The organism is Nostoc sp. C117 (assembly GCF_043099735.1).
Taxonomy (GTDB): Bacteria; Cyanobacteriota; Cyanobacteriia; order Cyanobacteriales; family Nostocaceae; genus Nostoc.
The window spans coordinates 5,985,264-6,001,028 of record NZ_CP170991.1 but is presented as its reverse complement, the minus strand read 5'-3'; the positions used below and the strand labels follow the sequence as shown (position 1 = coordinate 6,001,028).

At 43.6% G+C, this 15,765-nt stretch carries 10 protein-coding genes and 1 pseudogene; 5 read left to right on the top strand and 6 right to left on the bottom strand.

The window, feature by feature from the left end; all coding sequences use genetic code 11:
• The first annotated feature begins 64 nt into the window (after window positions 1-64).
• Together rfbB and ACFG4S_RS25775 are read left to right on the top strand one after the other, a co-directional pair.
• Entirely contained in the window at window positions 65-1,132 is a 1,068-nt protein-coding gene (rfbB, locus tag ACFG4S_RS25780; protein WP_392531780.1) for a dTDP-glucose 4,6-dehydratase, read from the top strand.
• Window positions 1,133-1,361: 229 nt separating this feature from the next.
• The gene (locus ACFG4S_RS25775) at window positions 1,362-2,555 is read left to right on the top strand and encodes a serine/threonine protein kinase (RefSeq protein WP_392531779.1); all 1,194 of its coding nucleotides are present in this window, start codon (window positions 1,362-1,364) and stop codon (window positions 2,553-2,555) included.
• A gap of 72 nt (window positions 2,556-2,627) precedes the next feature.
• Here the strand turns inward: ACFG4S_RS25775 and ACFG4S_RS25770 are convergent, their stop codons facing one another.
• Window positions 2,628-3,551, bottom strand: coding sequence for a nucleoside hydrolase (locus ACFG4S_RS25770; protein WP_392531778.1), 924 nt, complete (start codon window positions 3,549-3,551; stop codon window positions 2,628-2,630).
• A gap of 17 nt (window positions 3,552-3,568) precedes the next feature.
• Between ACFG4S_RS25770 and ACFG4S_RS25765 the strand changes: the two genes are divergently transcribed.
• Window positions 3,569-4,000: a nucleoside deaminase gene (locus tag ACFG4S_RS25765; RefSeq protein WP_392531777.1), complete on the top strand. Its 432-nt coding sequence runs from the start codon at window positions 3,569-3,571 to the stop codon at window positions 3,998-4,000.
• A 143-nt stretch (window positions 4,001-4,143) separates the two neighbouring features.
• Here the strand turns inward: ACFG4S_RS25765 and recF are convergent, their stop codons facing one another.
• On the bottom strand, window positions 4,144-5,262 hold the full coding sequence (recF, locus tag ACFG4S_RS25760; protein WP_392531776.1) for a DNA replication/repair protein RecF: 1,119 nt from the start codon (window positions 5,260-5,262) through the stop codon (window positions 4,144-4,146).
• Between the two features lie 263 nt (window positions 5,263-5,525).
• The gene (locus ACFG4S_RS25755) at window positions 5,526-8,384 is read right to left on the bottom strand and encodes a cation-translocating P-type ATPase (protein ID WP_392531775.1); all 2,859 of its coding nucleotides are present in this window, start codon (window positions 8,382-8,384) and stop codon (window positions 5,526-5,528) included.
• Window positions 8,385-8,705: 321 nt separating this feature from the next.
• Here ACFG4S_RS25755 and ACFG4S_RS25750 point away from each other — a divergent pair, with 321 nt between their 5' ends.
• Window positions 8,706-10,376 (top strand): transglutaminase domain-containing protein, encoded by a 1,671-nt coding sequence (locus ACFG4S_RS25750; protein ID WP_392531774.1) that lies wholly within the window; start codon window positions 8,706-8,708, stop codon window positions 10,374-10,376.
• A 430-nt stretch (window positions 10,377-10,806) separates the two neighbouring features.
• Here the strand turns inward: ACFG4S_RS25750 and ribBA are convergent, their stop codons facing one another.
• A complete protein-coding gene (gene ribBA / locus ACFG4S_RS25745) occupies window positions 10,807-12,480 on the bottom strand; it encodes a bifunctional 3,4-dihydroxy-2-butanone-4-phosphate synthase/GTP cyclohydrolase II (protein ID WP_392531773.1) in 1,674 nt (557 codons plus the stop codon).
• A 311-nt stretch (window positions 12,481-12,791) separates the two neighbouring features.
• Between ribBA and argC the strand changes: the two genes are divergently transcribed.
• Window positions 12,792-13,850: an N-acetyl-gamma-glutamyl-phosphate reductase gene (argC, locus tag ACFG4S_RS25740; protein WP_392531772.1), complete on the top strand. Its 1,059-nt coding sequence runs from the start codon at window positions 12,792-12,794 to the stop codon at window positions 13,848-13,850.
• 94 nt (window positions 13,851-13,944) lie between these two features.
• On the opposite strand, the gene eno is transcribed toward argC, so the two are convergent.
• Window positions 13,945-15,234 carry a phosphopyruvate hydratase gene (gene eno / locus ACFG4S_RS25735; RefSeq protein WP_392531771.1) on the bottom strand — a complete coding sequence of 430 codons (1,290 nt, stop codon included), beginning with the start codon at window positions 15,232-15,234 and terminating at the stop codon, window positions 13,945-13,947.
• Between the two features lie 256 nt (window positions 15,235-15,490).
• A pseudogene (locus tag ACFG4S_RS25730) lies at window positions 15,491-15,643 on the bottom strand (DUF2887 domain-containing protein); the annotation flags it as partial.
• Between the last annotated feature and the right edge of the window lie 122 nt (window positions 15,644-15,765).

Here is a 15,765-nt window from a genome sequence, read left to right as displayed (position 1 = left end):
TGCCCATTCTAGAAAAATGGTGGAAGATGTTTAGAATCAACAAACCGCAGAGAGAGGAAATTAGATGAGTCGGCGATTGTTGGTGACAGGGGGTGCGGGGTTTATTGGGACAAATTTTGTGCATCATTGGTGTCAAGTTTATCCAGATGACCGAGTGGTAGTGTTGGACGCTCTTACTTATGCGGGGAATCGTCTGAATTTGGCGCTGGTTGAGGGAAGAGCAAATTTTCGCTTTGTGCATGGGGATATTTGCGATCGCCCCATCATCGATGAGTTATTATCAACGGAAAATATTGATACCATCGCCCATTTTGCTGCTGAATCTCATGTCGATCGCTCTATTCTTGGGCCAGCCGCTTTTGTGCAAACTAATGTGGTAGGAACTTTCACCCTACTAGAAGCTTTTCGGCAACATTGGGAGACAAAAGCAAAATCATCTAATTATCGTTTTTTACATGTTTCTACTGATGAAGTTTACGGTAGTCTTAGCCCAGATGACCCAGCTTTTTCTGAAACTACACCCTATGCTCCCAATAGTCCCTATTCAGCCTCAAAAGCTGGTAGCGATCATTTAGTCCGTGCTTATTACCATACTTATAAACTTCCAACCATCATCACAAATTGCTCTAATAATTACGGTTCTTATCAGTTTCCCGAAAAGCTAATTCCTCTAATGTGTATTAATACTTTAATAGGTCAGTCATTACCTGTTTATGGTGATGGTCAAAATGTCCGAGATTGGCTTTATGTGGGAGATCATTGCCGTGCTTTAGATGTAGTCATTAATTATGGAAAGCCAGGGGAAACATACAATATTGGTGGGAATAACGAGGTAAAAAATATTCATCTTGTAGAACTTTTATGTCAAATGATGGATGAATTAGCAACTAATTTACCAGTGCGTCCAACCAAGCAGTTGATTACTTTTGTCAAGGATAGACAAGGACACGATCAAAGATATGCAATTAATGCAAATAAGATTAAAACTGAGCTTGGTTGGATGCCTTCAGTCACAATTACTGAGGGTTTACGTTTAACTGTTGAATGGTATCTCAATCATCGTGATTGGTGGGAACCTTTGTTATCAGAGGAATATCAAGCTTACTATCGCAAAAATTATTCTGTAAAATGACGTGAGTTCGATGGTTGTAAAAAGGCAAAAAGCTAGCCAGATAGGATTTTGATAAATTAGGCAGGGATATTGGCAACAAGTACCACAGTTACCATCCACACTCATGAGAGCGTCGCAGCACTTCCCGGATGCTTTGATTAAATTATCCGGCTCTGACAGTTTTTCTAGATCGGGACTATCCTTGAATAATAAGGGAATCAGATCAGCGTAAAGTGCCAGCAGGTGTCAGATGCTGCAAGCAGAACAAATATTACAAGACCGTTATCAAATTCAACGCCAACTCGGCAATAATGGAATTCGCCAAACTTGGCTCGCAAAGGATTTACAAGCCTCTGATGGCGAAAATTCGACCGTTGTGGTCAAACTTTTGGCCTTTGGTGGTACTGTGCAGTGGGATGATCTGAAACTTTTTGAGAGGGAAGCACAAATTCTCAAACAGCTAAATCATCCCCGAATTCCCAAGTATATTGATTATTTTTGTATTGACGATCGCACACTTTGGTTTGGCTTAATACAAGAATATATCCCTGGCGAGTCACTGAAGGAAAAACTGGCTAATGGCAAAAGGTTTAGTGAAAAACGAACTAAAAAAATCGCCGTTCAAGTATTAAATATTCTTACGTATTTACATGAATTGAATCCAGGCGTATTGCATAGAGATATTAAACCGAGTAATTTAATCTGGGGTGAAGATAATCAGATTTATTTAGTTGATTTTGGTGCAGTTCAAGATAAAGCGGCAAAAGAAGGCGTTACATTTACTGTTGTCGGTACTTATGGTTATGCCCCAATGGAGCAATTTGGTGGGCGTGCGGTAGCTGCATCGGATCTTTATGCATTGGGGGCGACTTTAATTCATTTGTTAACTGGAACTTCCCCATCTGATTTACCCCAGCAAGATTTGCGACTGCAATTTACAGATCGAGTTAACCTCAGTCCCAGTTTTATCAGTTGGCTAGAAAAATTAATAGAACCTGCACCAGAAAACCGATTTACTAATTCCCATGAAGCGCTGAAGGCTCTCAAATCGGGGCTGACTGTCAAATCTGCAAACAAGAATCAGCTTTTACCGCTAAAAGAAATAATCAACAATTCTGGATGCGGGATCAATAATCAAAATGAAACAGTCCCTGAGGAAATTCTCGGTTGGAATTGGGGCGCATTTTTGATGCCTTGGTTGTGGATGTGGCCGAATCAAGTCTCCTATGGGATATTCTGTTTTGTACCCCATGTTGGGGGTTTAATGGCGATCGCTCTTGGTGCTAAAGGCAATGAATGGGCTTGGAAAAGTAGACGGTGGCGCAGTATTGAGCAATTTAAGGCACATCAAAGAGGCTGGGCGATCGCTGGTATTTTAATTGGGGCGCCTGTGAGCATTATGCTGTGGGTTCGAGCGATCGCTTTGCTCAAATCTGCACTTTAGCCATAGCGGAGAAATTACACAACTTGTACAGGCACAAGTTTGAGTATCCACGCCACCCAATTTTTTAATTTTTTACCTCGCCCATTGCTGCAATATATAATTATAAAAAGCATCTTTATCTACCTTATCCATCGCCGAAATTTTCCGACCACCAGACACAATTTTAGTGCGTCCCTGACTGACACCAGTAGTAATAATTTCTGTTTCCCATTCTCGCAATTGATAAAATTCTGGATGTCCCAAATAAGCAGTTGCCAAGACATCCCAAAAATAATAATCTTGGGGGATAACTAGTGCATAACATTGTCCTGCTAAATCCGAGGCAGGGTAATGGCGTTGTCGCCCCATTTTTTGCACTAATTCTGATGTGACTGGGACATTGTTAGTCAAATCTAAAGGACACATTATAATTTCAATTTGGGTTTCCCAGACTCGCGCTGCTGAAATTGGGTCCCAATAAACATTCCATTCAGCAGAACCATCTTGTCCTGGTTCCAAACTTTTTTCCACATTTCCGGGGACATTCAAAGCACCCCCCATCCAAACAATCTTCTGAATTTTTGCTTCAATATCCGGTGCTTTCTCTAAAGCTACTGCAACCGTCGTCAACGGCCCAGTTACCATCAAAGTCACGGGGTCTGATGCTTCACGTAAAACCTGAATCATAAAATCTTCACCTGTTTTGCCAACTAAAGGCGTAGCAATGCTTTCGCTTTGGTTAAGAATGGGAAGATGGTCAACAATAAATGAATCGCGGCGATAGAGACTAGGAAATGGGTTAACACCACGCACAGTACTTTCTGCAACAGGAATATGAGAAAATCCCATCAAATCGAGAATTTTACGTGTGGCGCTAACCGCTGGTTGGATATAACAATCGGCTGGTGTGACAATAACACTGAGAAGTTCGATACGATCCATTGTCAACAGCAGCATAGTTGCTAAATAATCATCTACACCACCATCATGATCCATTAATACAAGTTGTTTTGACATATTAAGGAGAATAAAAAATGGATGAATTTATACAGGCTGCAATTCAAGAAGCAAAACAAGGCAGACAAGAAGGTGGAATTCCCATTGGTTCGGTTCTCGTCAAGGATGGCAAAATTCTCGGCAGAGGACACAATAAACGCGTACAAGATGCCGATCCTGTCACCCATGCTGAAATCGATTGTCTTCGCAATGCTGGCAGAGTTGGCAGCTATAGAGGTACAACACTATATTCAACCTTAATGCCGTGTTATTTATGCGCTGGGGCAGTGGTACAATTTGGCATTAAAAAAGTTATTGCTGGAGAATCCAGAACTTTTCCTGGTGCTAAAGACTTTATGGTATCTCACGGTGTAGAAGTAATCGATCTCAATCTTGAGGAATGTCAAAAAATAATGAGTGAGTTTATTGAAACTAATCCTGAACTTTGGAATGAAGATATTGGTAAGTAAAGTTAATTTCATGCAGAGGTACAGAGATTAATTTTGTTGCTTATAAGAGGATGTCAGTATTTTTTCTACTGACAGGATACCGTTACGTGGGCTTTTTTACTTTTCAGACATCCTCTAAGAGTAACTAGCAACTTGGGTTATTATCAATATCGGATTAATTCTCCTGCTTTCACAAAAAGAATTTGTGACGATTTTAACCATTGGGAATCGAAAGAACCCAAATGAGTAGTAGTAATTAGGGTTTGAAAGCGGTCTTGAATAGCATCAAGCAGTTGATTTTGGCGGGAGAGATCGAGTTCAGCTAGCACATCATCAAGCAAAAGCAAAGGTGGCTCTTTGACTACTTCTTCAATTAATTGTAATTCTGCTAATTTTAAAGCTAGAACCAGCGTTCGTTGTTGACCTTGAGAACCGTATTGACGAGCGGGTGTCTGGTTAATGGTTAATTCTAATTCATCTCGATGAGGACCAATAAGGGTAGTACCTCGGTAGAGTTCGGCAACGGCTCGCTGCTGAATTTTTGCTAAAAAAGCTTGTTGGACTTCTTCTGGATGGTTATCTTCTAAAGGAATATTCGGCAGATAATTGATTTGCAGTATTTCAGTACTACCGCTGATGCTGGCGTGCCAAGCGGTAGCGATAGGAGTTAGTCTTTGGATAGCGCGATCGCGGCGTCTAATTACCCGTGTTCCTGCGGTAGCTAACTGTGCATCCCATATCGCTAGTTCTGAGTTATCTGTACCCAATGCTGAGTCTTGAGTTTTTTTTAAAAAGGCATTGCGTTGGCGTAACACATGGTTATACTGCTGCAAAATGTGAGCATAAACTGGTTCGAGTTGAATCAAAAGTGTATCTAACCAATTGCGACGGCCTTCGGGAGCGCCGCGTACTAGTTCTAAATCCAGGCTCGAAAATTGGACTGCATTGAGAACGCCGAGAAAATCCATTTGACGGCGTAGAGACTCACCATTAAGAGCAACGCTACGGTGACCATTACGACGCAAGGTTAAGCTCAGGTCGCTAAGGCCTGTTTCTCGCTCAAGAGTCCCAGTAATTTGGGCTATGGCTTCTCCTTCTTGAACTAAATCGCGATCGCGTGCCATACGGTGCGATCGCAATGTTGCTAGCAACTCCACCGCCTCCAATAAATTCGACTTTCCCTGAGCGTTATTACCGACCAAAATTGTTTTTGCAGCAGTAAACTCAACCTTTTGGTCTTGATAATTACGAAATTGTCGGAGGTTTAGAGTTTTCAGGTACATAGTGGGGATTGGGGACTGGGTATTGGGGAGTAGGGGGATGACGGGGGTAAGGGGACAAGGGACACAACGAGAATAACCCGAATTTCTCACTAATAGGATGGGGAGGTGTGGGAGGTGTGGGGGTGCTGCGTTGCACAAAGCGATCGATATGAAGCGCCCATTCTCAATTCCTCCCCACACTCCCCACACTCCCCACACCCCTCAATTTTTCGCGAGAAATCCAGGAATAAGCAATGCCCCATGCCCAATCCCCAATGCCCAATTTACACAGCTTTCTTGCCCATAACGCGTAAGAATATCTTCTCTAATTCAATCCAGACAAACATTAAGGCACTGAAACCAATACAAACTCCCAATTCCTGTAAAGTGAGGTAATGAGTGCCAAAGAACTCTCGCAGAGGTGGGACGTAAACTAGCATCAACTGTAAAATCGTGGTCACAACCACAGCCGCTAATACAAAGATATTAGAGAACGGATTCATTTCGATGGTCAGGCGGTTGTTGGAACGAATGGCGATCGCGTGACCCATTTGGGCAATACACAATGTAGTAAATACCATTGTTTTCCAAGCCTCGCGATCGCCCTGATAGCCATCTGCATGGGTATATTGATAAGCCCACCACATCAAGGAAATGGTGATAATGGCAAATATTATACCAATGCGAATCATATAAGAACCCAATCCCCTGGCAAAAATACTTTCGCGGGGGCTAAAAGGCGGACGTTGCATCACATCGGGTTCTGGAGGTTCCACAGCTAAGGCCAAGGCTGGTAAACCGTCTGTTACCAAGTTCATCCAGAGAATTTGCAATGGGGTTAGGGGAACACCTCCCAAACCAATTAAGGGTGCAGATGCAATTGTGATCACTTCGCCAATGTTACTACCCAGGATGTATTTAATAAAACGGCGGATATTAGTGTAAACAACTCTACCTTCTTTAGTGGCGCTGACAATGGTGGCGAAGTTGTCATCAAGTAATACCATGTCGCTGGCTTCTTTACTTACGTCTGTGCCAGTAATCCCCATTGCAATGCCGATATCAGCTTGTTTGAGCGCTGGGGCATCGTTGACGCCATCACCTGTCATAGCCACAAATCTGCCCCGGCGTTGTAGTGCTTGGACAATTCGCAGTTTGTGTTCTGGGGAAACTCTGGCATAGATGCTCACTAAGTCAACATTTTGCTCTAGTTGCTGGTCGCTCATCCGCTGCAATTCTTGACCTGTGAGGAGGCGATCGCCTTCTTGGGCAATTCCCAAATCGGTGGCGATCGCTCGTGCTGTTAACTGGTGGTCACCAGTAATCATTACAGGGCGAATCCCGGCATCACGGCACTCTTGGACGGCTGCTCTTACCTCTGGACGTGGGGCATCGAGCATTCCGACTAATCCTAGCCACACCAAATCCTGCTCGGATGTCTCATCTGAACCTTCTGCTGGAATCTCCACCAAGGGTTTGTAGGCAAAACCTAGCACCCGCAAACCTTTACTGGCCATGTTGTCATTTTCTGCCAGAATTTTCTGACGTTGCTCTTCAGTCAAGGGTCTTGAGTGATAGCCCAAATAAACATGAGTGCAACGTGCCAAGATTAACTCTGGCGAACCTTTGGTAAACATTAAGTAAGGTTCAGATTCTAAGAAACCGGCGATCGCCGGGTCAACAGCATTCAGAGAAGTTTCACCTGTGGCAACTGACTGCACCTCAGAAATCACACTCATCCGCTTGCGTTCGGAGGAGAAGGGAAATTCTGCAACGCGAGGTAACTTACTACCCCACTGGTCTTTTTCGATTCCCGCTTTCCCCGCCAAGGTGATTAATGCTCCCTCTGTGGGATCTCCCAAAATTGCCCATTCCCCTTGTTCTTTTTGCAATACCGAATCATTACAAACAGTACAAGCAACTGATAGAGCTGAGATTTCTGGGGAGTCCTCTAGGAAAACTTTTTCACTATCTAAGAAAAAATCTCCTGTGGGAGCATAACCTTCTCCAGTGACGCGAAAATTTTTGTCATTTGTATAAACCGATTGCACCACCATTTTATTTTGAGTCAGGGTGCCAGTTTTATCAGAGCAGATGGTAGTTACAGAACCCAATGTTTCCACTGCTGGCAGTTTGCGGATTAAGGCATTCTGGCGCACCATTCGCTGAGTTCCCAGTGCCAAGGTGACGGTGATGACAGCTGGTAGACCTTCTGGCACCACAGCAACCGCCATACTTAAGGAAACTTCCAAGAGTTCTTGGATGTTTTTAAAACCTCCATCCTTGATCACACCGCCAACGACGACGAACGCCACCAAAATCAAAGAACCCGTAACCAGGACATTACCCAGTTGAGTCATCCGCTGTTGTAAAGGCGTCGGTTCGCTTTCTACCGACTGCAACATGGCAGCAATTTTGCCTAGTTCTGTAGTCATGCCGGTGTTGGTTACCAGAACCTTGCCTCGTCCTTGAACGACTTCAGTTCCTTGGAATACCAAATTGATGCGATCGCCTAAATCTGTTTCTTCCGGCAATTTTAGTGTTGCATGTTTATTGACAGATTGGGCTTCACCGGTCAGCGCCGACTCTCGTATTTGTAAATTCGACTGTTCGATCAACCGTCCATCTGCGGCTATCTGCATCCCAGCTTCCAATAGCATCACATCTCCTGGGACTAATTCCTTGGCTGCTATCTCTACCAATCTAGCCTCGCGGATGACTCGCACCAAGGGAGAGGTGAGTTTTTTCAGGGCTGCCAGGGCTTTTTCGGCACGACTTTCTTGGACATAGCCGAGTATGCCATTGAGGATGACAATTGCTAGGATGGCAATGGTATCTTTGAATGGCACTTCACCAGGCTTTAAGTTGCCCGTTCGCCAACTCCAGAGGTCTATAAATCCAGAAATCAGGGCTACACCAATCAGCATCAACAACATAATGTTGGTGAACTGCTCTAGCAGAATTTCCCAAGGACTACGGCCAGCAGTTTCTTCTAATTCATTGGGGCCGTATTTTTGCAATCTCTGTTCAATTTCTTGGGGTGTTAAGCCACTGTCTGCATTACTATCAAGCAGGTCTAGCGCTTTATCAACTTCTAAACTATGCCAAACGGCGGCACCTTCAGGCAGAGAATTAGCAGACATCGTGTAGGTCACAGCAAATGGTTACAAAATTCGATCATAATTTAGTGATGGCTGGAATTGCATCTTCTAAAGTTACATTAAGGCGATTCTATAGGTGTATGAGTGTAAATGTTATTCTTAACATTTGTAAATTCTTCCTCTTATGACTTAGTATTATCTCTCACGAAAGAGTTCTTCGGAACACATTGTACCGATAATCAATTAGTATCCACTCTAGATTTTTCCCACCAAGCAATTGGCCTGACTACGGTTAAAACCGTTTGAATCATTTTTCCTCTCCTACCTAAAGGTGAGGGGTTTTTACACTTCCCACAAGATTTTATGAGTTTTGCACTCCCCACTTTGACCGTTAGCCAGATGTTTGGGCAAAAAACAATTCGACCGCTGACTGCTGCTACGTTGTCTGGCATTACTTTTATTAAAGATAGACTAATTGCCATTGACAGTATTAAAGGGCATCTACTGGAGATCGATCCCATCTCTGACAACAGTAAAATTCTCAATCCCCATCAAGTTAAAGAATTTTTAGATGTTACTGGTTTGGCGGTGTGGGAAAATACCCTATGGGTGAGCCGCGATCGCAGTGTTTATTTGTCTAATCTGAATACTTTGGGATTAGAACATTTTGTGACATTGCCTTATCCTGCCGATGGCGTTGCTGTTTGGGAAACAACAGTTTATATCAGCTGCCAAAGGCTAGGCTACATTCTGGTTTTTGACCAGGAAACGCGAAAAGAGATTACCAGATTTTATGCCCCTGGAGTTGGGGTGGAAAATTTGACAGTTAATCAAGAAATGCTGTGGATTTGCGATCGCACTGAACAATCAGTTTACGCGATGGATCGAGCAACCGGAGAACTGCAATTTAGTGTCCTGACACCCTTTGAATGTCCCACAGGGATCGCCATACATAAAAATGGCGAAACAGGCAAAGAAAGTATTTATGTCGCTTACGCCTCAGAAGAGGCTTATATCCGGGACAACCCCAATGCCGATCCAAGTCATGAGTTAACGTTCCGCGATCGCACTTTTATTCATCCCCTGTATTATCATTACGAGCCAGATAAGCGCTATGCCCTCTCTAATGGCTATCTGATTGAAATGTCTTATGCTGAGGAAATTGCTCCCTTAGAGGAAGTTTATTTACCTGAGGTAGAATGGCGCATCGCCCTACCATCGGAAACTGAGCGTCAAAAGGTGAAACACGTTGAACCTATTGGTATACCGTTTACCGAAGAAGTCATAGAGGGACAACGTGTCGCAGTCTTTAAATTTGATTCTCTTACCCCAGGCGAACGGCATATATTTGGCTGGAAAGCACTTTTGGAAGTTCGAGGTATTAAGTATCGCATCACACCCAGAGATGTGGAAGATGTACCTGAACTGTCCTCCGAATTACAAACCCGTTACTTAGTGGACGACGACGACTTAGCAATGGATACTACCATTGTTCGCCGTGCCGCCAGAGAAGCAATTGGTTCTGAAACCAATGTGCTGCGGAAAATGTATAGCATTCGTAATTATGTTTACGACGAATTATCGTATGGTATTAAACCATACATTGATACGCCAGATATAGTTTTAGAACGGGGCGTTGGTTCCTGTGGGGAATATGTCGGTGTCTTACTTGCCCTCTGTCGTTTAAATGGCATCCCCTGCCGTACCGTTGGTAGATATAAATGCCCTCCCCATAGTGACTTACAAGGAGTGCCACTAGAACCGGACTTTAATCATGTTTGGCTGGAGTTCTACGTACCGAATTTTGGTTGGTTACCAATGGAATCAAATCCGGATGATGTCGGTGAGGGTGGACCTTATCCAACGCGCTTTTTTATGGGCTTATGCTGGTATCACATTGAAATTGGCAAAGGTATCACTTTTGAAAGTTTGACTAGTCAAGGTTCGCGGTTAACTAAAGAAGATATCCCCCTTGGTGATTTAGCGATAAATCATATTCGCTTTACAATTCTTAAAGAGTTACCACCTTTTTAAACTAATTCTGAGGTTTAAGTTTCACAGCGACTAACAAGGAGCAAGTTTTGTGGCGGGGTCTCTCTTAAAATTCAGAGATGCTCACAGCCTTGTTAAAGGTGACAATACTAAAGGCGTTAGCGAGTCAGACGCTCCTACGTCGCTAACGCTTAACTATGGAGTGTCAGTAGTAATTACTTTAATTTATTACATTACCATGATCCATAGAGCAGTTTGCAAGTAAATGAGGTGCAAAATGCAGGACTTCAAATCAGATGTAAACAGTTTTTACCTCTTGCCTTCAAATCCGTAGCTTTGTACTTCATGCAAAAGAAACCTGCTGTAATAGTCCTTAGACTCATAGAAATCATAGCCATACCCTAGGCAGATATAAATAAACACCTAGCTGTCACTTTAGATAAATGCTGCGAAATTAGGACATAGTTTGTCTCTATTTGCTAAAGCTATAAATTTGTTGAGTTTCCAAGCGATCGCTAATTGATGAAGGCAGTGTACCATCTACGAATATCTGGCGATCTAGTTGAACTTGTAAATTAGTTAAAGGATCGCAACCAGAAGAAATCAGAAATTCTAGGTTCTTGACGTATGGTAAAGTTGCCAGATCGTCCAGAATTTGGAAGATTGCTTGTATGTAAGGATGACCGCTTTGGCGATACCAATCACAGCTAGCAACTTTTGCCTGATCGAAACCTAAGTGTACTGTTAGAGATGGTTCGTCAAATAAAGCGATCGCTAACGGACGCGCTTCTTCCTGCAATAATAAATCATTCGTTCTGGCCAAATGCCGCAGTTTCTCTAGGCGTTCATAACGTTCTGTCACTGCTTCCGGGTCATCTTGCCAGTGAATTGCTACTGTTACCAGATAAGTCTGCAACAGCATGTGACCCAGCTTTTTTGCCTTTGTGGCCAGGTAATAAGAGTTGTAGTCATTAGCCTCAATTAATAATGGCACGCGATCGACTACTTCCAAACCATAACCCTTGACTCCAGCAATTTTGCGGGGGTTATTGGTAATTAGACGAATCTTTTTTATACCCAAGTCCATCAGCATTTGCGCTCCCATCCCGTAGTCTCGTAAATCCGCGGGAAATCCCAAACGCTCATTAGCCTCGACTGTATCCAGTCCCATATCTTGCAACGAGTAGGCTTTTAGCTTGTTAATCAAGCCGATTCCTCGCCCTTCTTGGCGCAGGTATACAACTACACCTTGGCCGGCACTTTCAATCATTTTTAGTGCGGCTTGTAGCTGCATCCGACAGTCGCAACGCAAAGAACCCAAAGCGTCACCAGTTAAACATTCTGAGTGCATCCGCACCATTACAGGCTCATCTTTGAAGGTAGCTGGATCGCCCTTGACAATTGCAACATGTTCTGTGTTGTCCAAAGTGTGGCGATAGGCGTAAATTTCAAACTGACCGAATTGGCTAGGCAGCTTAGTAATAACCTCACGATACACTAGGCGATCGTGCTTGAGGCGATAACTAATTAAATCCGCAATACTAATAATTTTTAAATTGTGACGCTTGGCATATTCAATCAACTGCTGCAACCGTGCCATTGAACCATCGGAGTTTTGAATTTCACAAATTACCCCAGCTGGATATAGTCCTGCTAATCGAGCTAAGTCCACAGCCGCTTCTGTATGTCCTGCGCGTTTGAGTACACCTCCAGCCTTAGCCCGAATGGGAAAAATATGTCCAGGACGACGTAAATCAGTAGGTTTTGTCGCTGGATTGAGAGTAACCTGGATAGTACGGGCGCGGTCTTCGGCTGAGATGCCTGTAGTTACTCCCAAATCTGGTCCAGCATCGATACTAACGGTGAAGGCAGTTTGATTAGTATCCGTAATATTGCTTACCATCAAAGGTAAGTCTAGTTCGTCTAAGCGATCGCCTGTCATTGCCAAACAAATCAGCCCTCTAGCTTCCACTGCCATGAAATTAATCATGTCAGGTGTGGCAAATTGAGCAGCGCAAATCAAATCGCCTTCATTTTCTCTATTTTCATCATCTACAACTACAATTACGCGACCAGCTTTTAGGTCTGCTAAGGCGGCATCAATCGAATCAAATTTAAAAGCTTGGGTAGTATTAGTCTGTGACACAGAAAGATTTCCAGCTACCAACGTAAATTTTTTTAACAATTTCTTCTTTTAGATTGTAGCTCCTTTATAAGGCAGAGAAGTAGACTAGCAATGATTTGATAACATAACAAAAATTTTTGCCCCGAAAATTGGGGATAAAGTGCAGCGAAAGTAAAGGATGAGGGGGATGAGAGAGAATAATCGTTGCTTTCCTCCCTCATCTCTCGGAAACAGCTCTGGGGGTTCGGGGGGTTTGTATGCTGTGGGTCTGTCGCTGATATTGTTGATAGCTGAGAACGAATTAACCATTCATGGGATAAGGATTTCAGATCATGGGCAAATTTAGACGCGTACCCGTTGGGATTGTTGGCGCGTCGGGCTATGGCGGAGTACAGTTAGTACGGTTACTGATGGATCATCCAGAAGTCGAACTGGTTTATTTAGGTGGTGACAATAGTATTGGGAAATCCTTGGGGGATCTTTATCCGCACTTGGCTCATGCAGCTAACCTGCCCATAGAGGCGGTAGAACCAGAAATAATTGCTCGCCGCTGTGAAGTAGTTTTCCTGTCTTTATCAAATGGTCTGGCTTGCCAAATTGCACCCACACTGTTGGAAAAAGGATGTAAAATACTAGATTTGAGTGCAGACTATCGGTTCAGTAACTTGACAACTTATACAAATTGGTATGGCATAGAGAGAAGCGATCGCTCTACTGCTGCCACCGCGATTTATGGATTACCAGAACTTTATCGCGATCGCATTAGTGAAGCTCAACTCATTGGCTGTCCTGGTTGCTATCCGACTGCGAGTCTCCTTGCACTTTCGCCACTGTTAAAGCAAGGCTTAATCGTGCCAGAAACAGCGATTATTGATGCCAAGTCTGGCACATCCGACAACGGACAGCCAGCCAAAACTAACTCATTATTCACTGAGGCAGACAACTCCATAGCAGCTTACAACGTTGGCCGTCATCGTGATACCCCAGAAATTGAGCAAATTTGCAGTGACTTAGCTGGTCACGAATTGACAATTCAATTTACACCACACTTCATCCCAATGGTACGCGGTATTTTGGCAACCGTATACGCCACAATGCGCGATCCTGGTCTGGTGCGAGATGACTTAATTACAATTTTCTCTGCCTTCTACCGCAATTCTCCTTGGATAAAAGTCTGCGGTAGCGGTATTTACCCTCAAACAAAATGGGCTAATGGCAGCAATCTTTGTTACATCGGTTTAGAAGTTGACCCGCGCACAGGTCGCGTGATTGTGATGTCAGCAATTGACAACCTGATTAAAGGAAAGGCGGGTCAAGCGATTCAGTGTTTAAATCTGATGATGGGTTGGGATGAAACTTTGGGGTTGCCGAAATTGGGGTTTTATCCCTAGATGAGGGGCATGAGGGGGACAAGGGGGACAAGGGGGACAAGGTAGACAAGGTAGCTATCTTTACTCCCTTGTCTCCCCCCTCTCCCTTGTCTCCCTACTTCGGTCCCAAACCTACAACACCAGCATACACGGCGCGATCGCCTAGTTCATCTTCAATTCGCAGCAAGCGATTGTATTTTGCTACCCGTTCGCTGCGACAGAGGGAACCTGTTTTAATTTGACCGGCACGGGTTGCTACGGCTAAATCGGCGATCGTTGTGTCTTCAGTTTCACCGGAACGATGGCTAATTACTGAACGGAAACCGTTACGATTTGCCAACTCAATTGTTTCTAAGGTTTCGGTAAGGGAACCAATTTGATTGAGTTTAATCAAAATGGCATTACCAGCTTTTTCTTGAATGCCTCTTTCCAAGCGAGTAGCATTGGTGACAAACAAGTCATCTCCGACCAATTGTACGCGTGAACCTAATTTCTGCGTGAGTAATTGCCAACTTTGCCAATCTTCCTCGTGCAAGCCATCTTCAATTGAGACAATCGGATATTGATCGACTAGTTGTCCTAAATAATCAATAAACTCCGCAGGGGCATGAGGTTTACCATCGTAGACATACTGTCCATTCTTGTAAAACTCACTAGCGGCTACATCCAAGGCTAAAGCTACTTGTTCCCCTGGCTTATAACCAGCTTTTTTAATAGCAGCAACCAGTAATTCCAAAGCTACCTGATTGGACTCTAAGTTAGGGGCAAAGCCGCCTTCATCTCCTACACCAGTCAGCAAACCCTTCTCATCTAATACCTGACTAAGAGTAGCAAATACCTCTGCACCCCAGCGTAATGCTTCCCGGAAGGAACTCGCCCCAATTGGGACAATCATAAATTCCTGAAAGTCCACGTTGTTTGATGCGTGTGCGCCACCATTGATCACATTCATCAAAGGTACTGGTAACAAATTCGCTAGTGGACTGCCCAAATAGCGATACAGGGGAATTTCCAGAGATTCGGCACCAGCTTTAGCTGCTGCTAGGGAAACCGCCAAAATTGCATTAGCACCCAAATTGGATTTGTTCGCAGAACCATCGATCGCAATCATTGTGCGGTCTAATAGTTCTTGGTTGAGGGCATCCAAGCCTAATAATTGAGGCGCAAGTGCTTCTCTGACGTTCTGCACTGCCTTGAGGACTCCTTTGCCCCCATAACGGCTTTTATCGCCATCACGCAGTTCGTGTGCCTCAAAAGTGCCAGTAGAAGCACCACTGGGAACCTGTGCCAGTCCAACAACACCATTAGCTAAATGCACTTCGGCTTCAATTGTCGGTCTACCGCGTGAATCCAGAATTTCCCGAGATGCGATCGCCTCAATGGCAGTATCTAGAAATTTACTCATCTGTACTTTATCCTTTGTTCAAGTGTGTTACGCATGTAGTCCAGTGGCCTAACCCAATCGCTAGCATAGGCGGTTAAGAGACTTTCTCCGCTGACATTAAAGAAGATTTCCAGACTTGGAGTCAACTGACAGGAGAATTGATCGAATTCTAGAACCTTCGTATGCTAGATTTACTTATATGCAAAGGAGTTAAATGATACTAGTACTAAGACACGAAGAAACAAAAGTTTCAGAAAGTTTTTGTGTAAGTCTTGTCAGCATTAGGAGGAGGTAGAAATACTCCATCAATTCGGAATACTGTTTCTTTAACTTCAATTGATTCAAATTGGTAGTTTTCTGCTTCTGGCGGTGGTTAGTCTACTAATTCAAATAGTAAACTGGGAAATTGCTTAAATAATTTGTAGAAGATAGAGTCGCATTTTTATTAAATTAGAGCGAGTCATTCACAAATAAATTACCACTGAATAAAATTACCAGAAATTGAGCAATTCCCAGCAGATTTCAACGTAGTTTATATAGAAATTGCTCATC

What these genes read in the sequence shown, in the direction of transcription:
- rfbB (WP_392531780.1), top strand. Translation starts at nt 65, where the DNA reads ATGAGTCGGCGATTGTTGGTGACAGGGGGTGCGGGGTTTATTGGGACA.
- ACFG4S_RS25775 (WP_392531779.1), top strand. Translation starts at nt 1,362, where the DNA reads ATGCTGCAAGCAGAACAAATATTACAAGACCGTTATCAAATTCAACGC.
- ACFG4S_RS25770 (WP_392531778.1), bottom strand. Translation starts at nt 3,551, where the DNA reads ATGTCAAAACAACTTGTATTAATGGATCATGATGGTGGTGTAGATGAT.
- ACFG4S_RS25765 (WP_392531777.1), top strand. Translation starts at nt 3,569, where the DNA reads ATGGATGAATTTATACAGGCTGCAATTCAAGAAGCAAAACAAGGCAGA.
- recF (WP_392531776.1), bottom strand. Translation starts at nt 5,262, where the DNA reads ATGTACCTGAAAACTCTAAACCTCCGACAATTTCGTAATTATCAAGAC.
- ACFG4S_RS25755 (WP_392531775.1), bottom strand. Translation starts at nt 8,384, where the DNA reads ATGTCTGCTAATTCTCTGCCTGAAGGTGCCGCCGTTTGGCATAGTTTA.
- ACFG4S_RS25750 (WP_392531774.1), top strand. Translation starts at nt 8,706, where the DNA reads ATGAGTTTTGCACTCCCCACTTTGACCGTTAGCCAGATGTTTGGGCAA.
- argC (WP_392531772.1), top strand. Translation starts at nt 12,792, where the DNA reads ATGGGCAAATTTAGACGCGTACCCGTTGGGATTGTTGGCGCGTCGGGC.
- eno (WP_392531771.1), bottom strand. Translation starts at nt 15,234, where the DNA reads ATGAGTAAATTTCTAGATACTGCCATTGAGGCGATCGCATCTCGGGAA.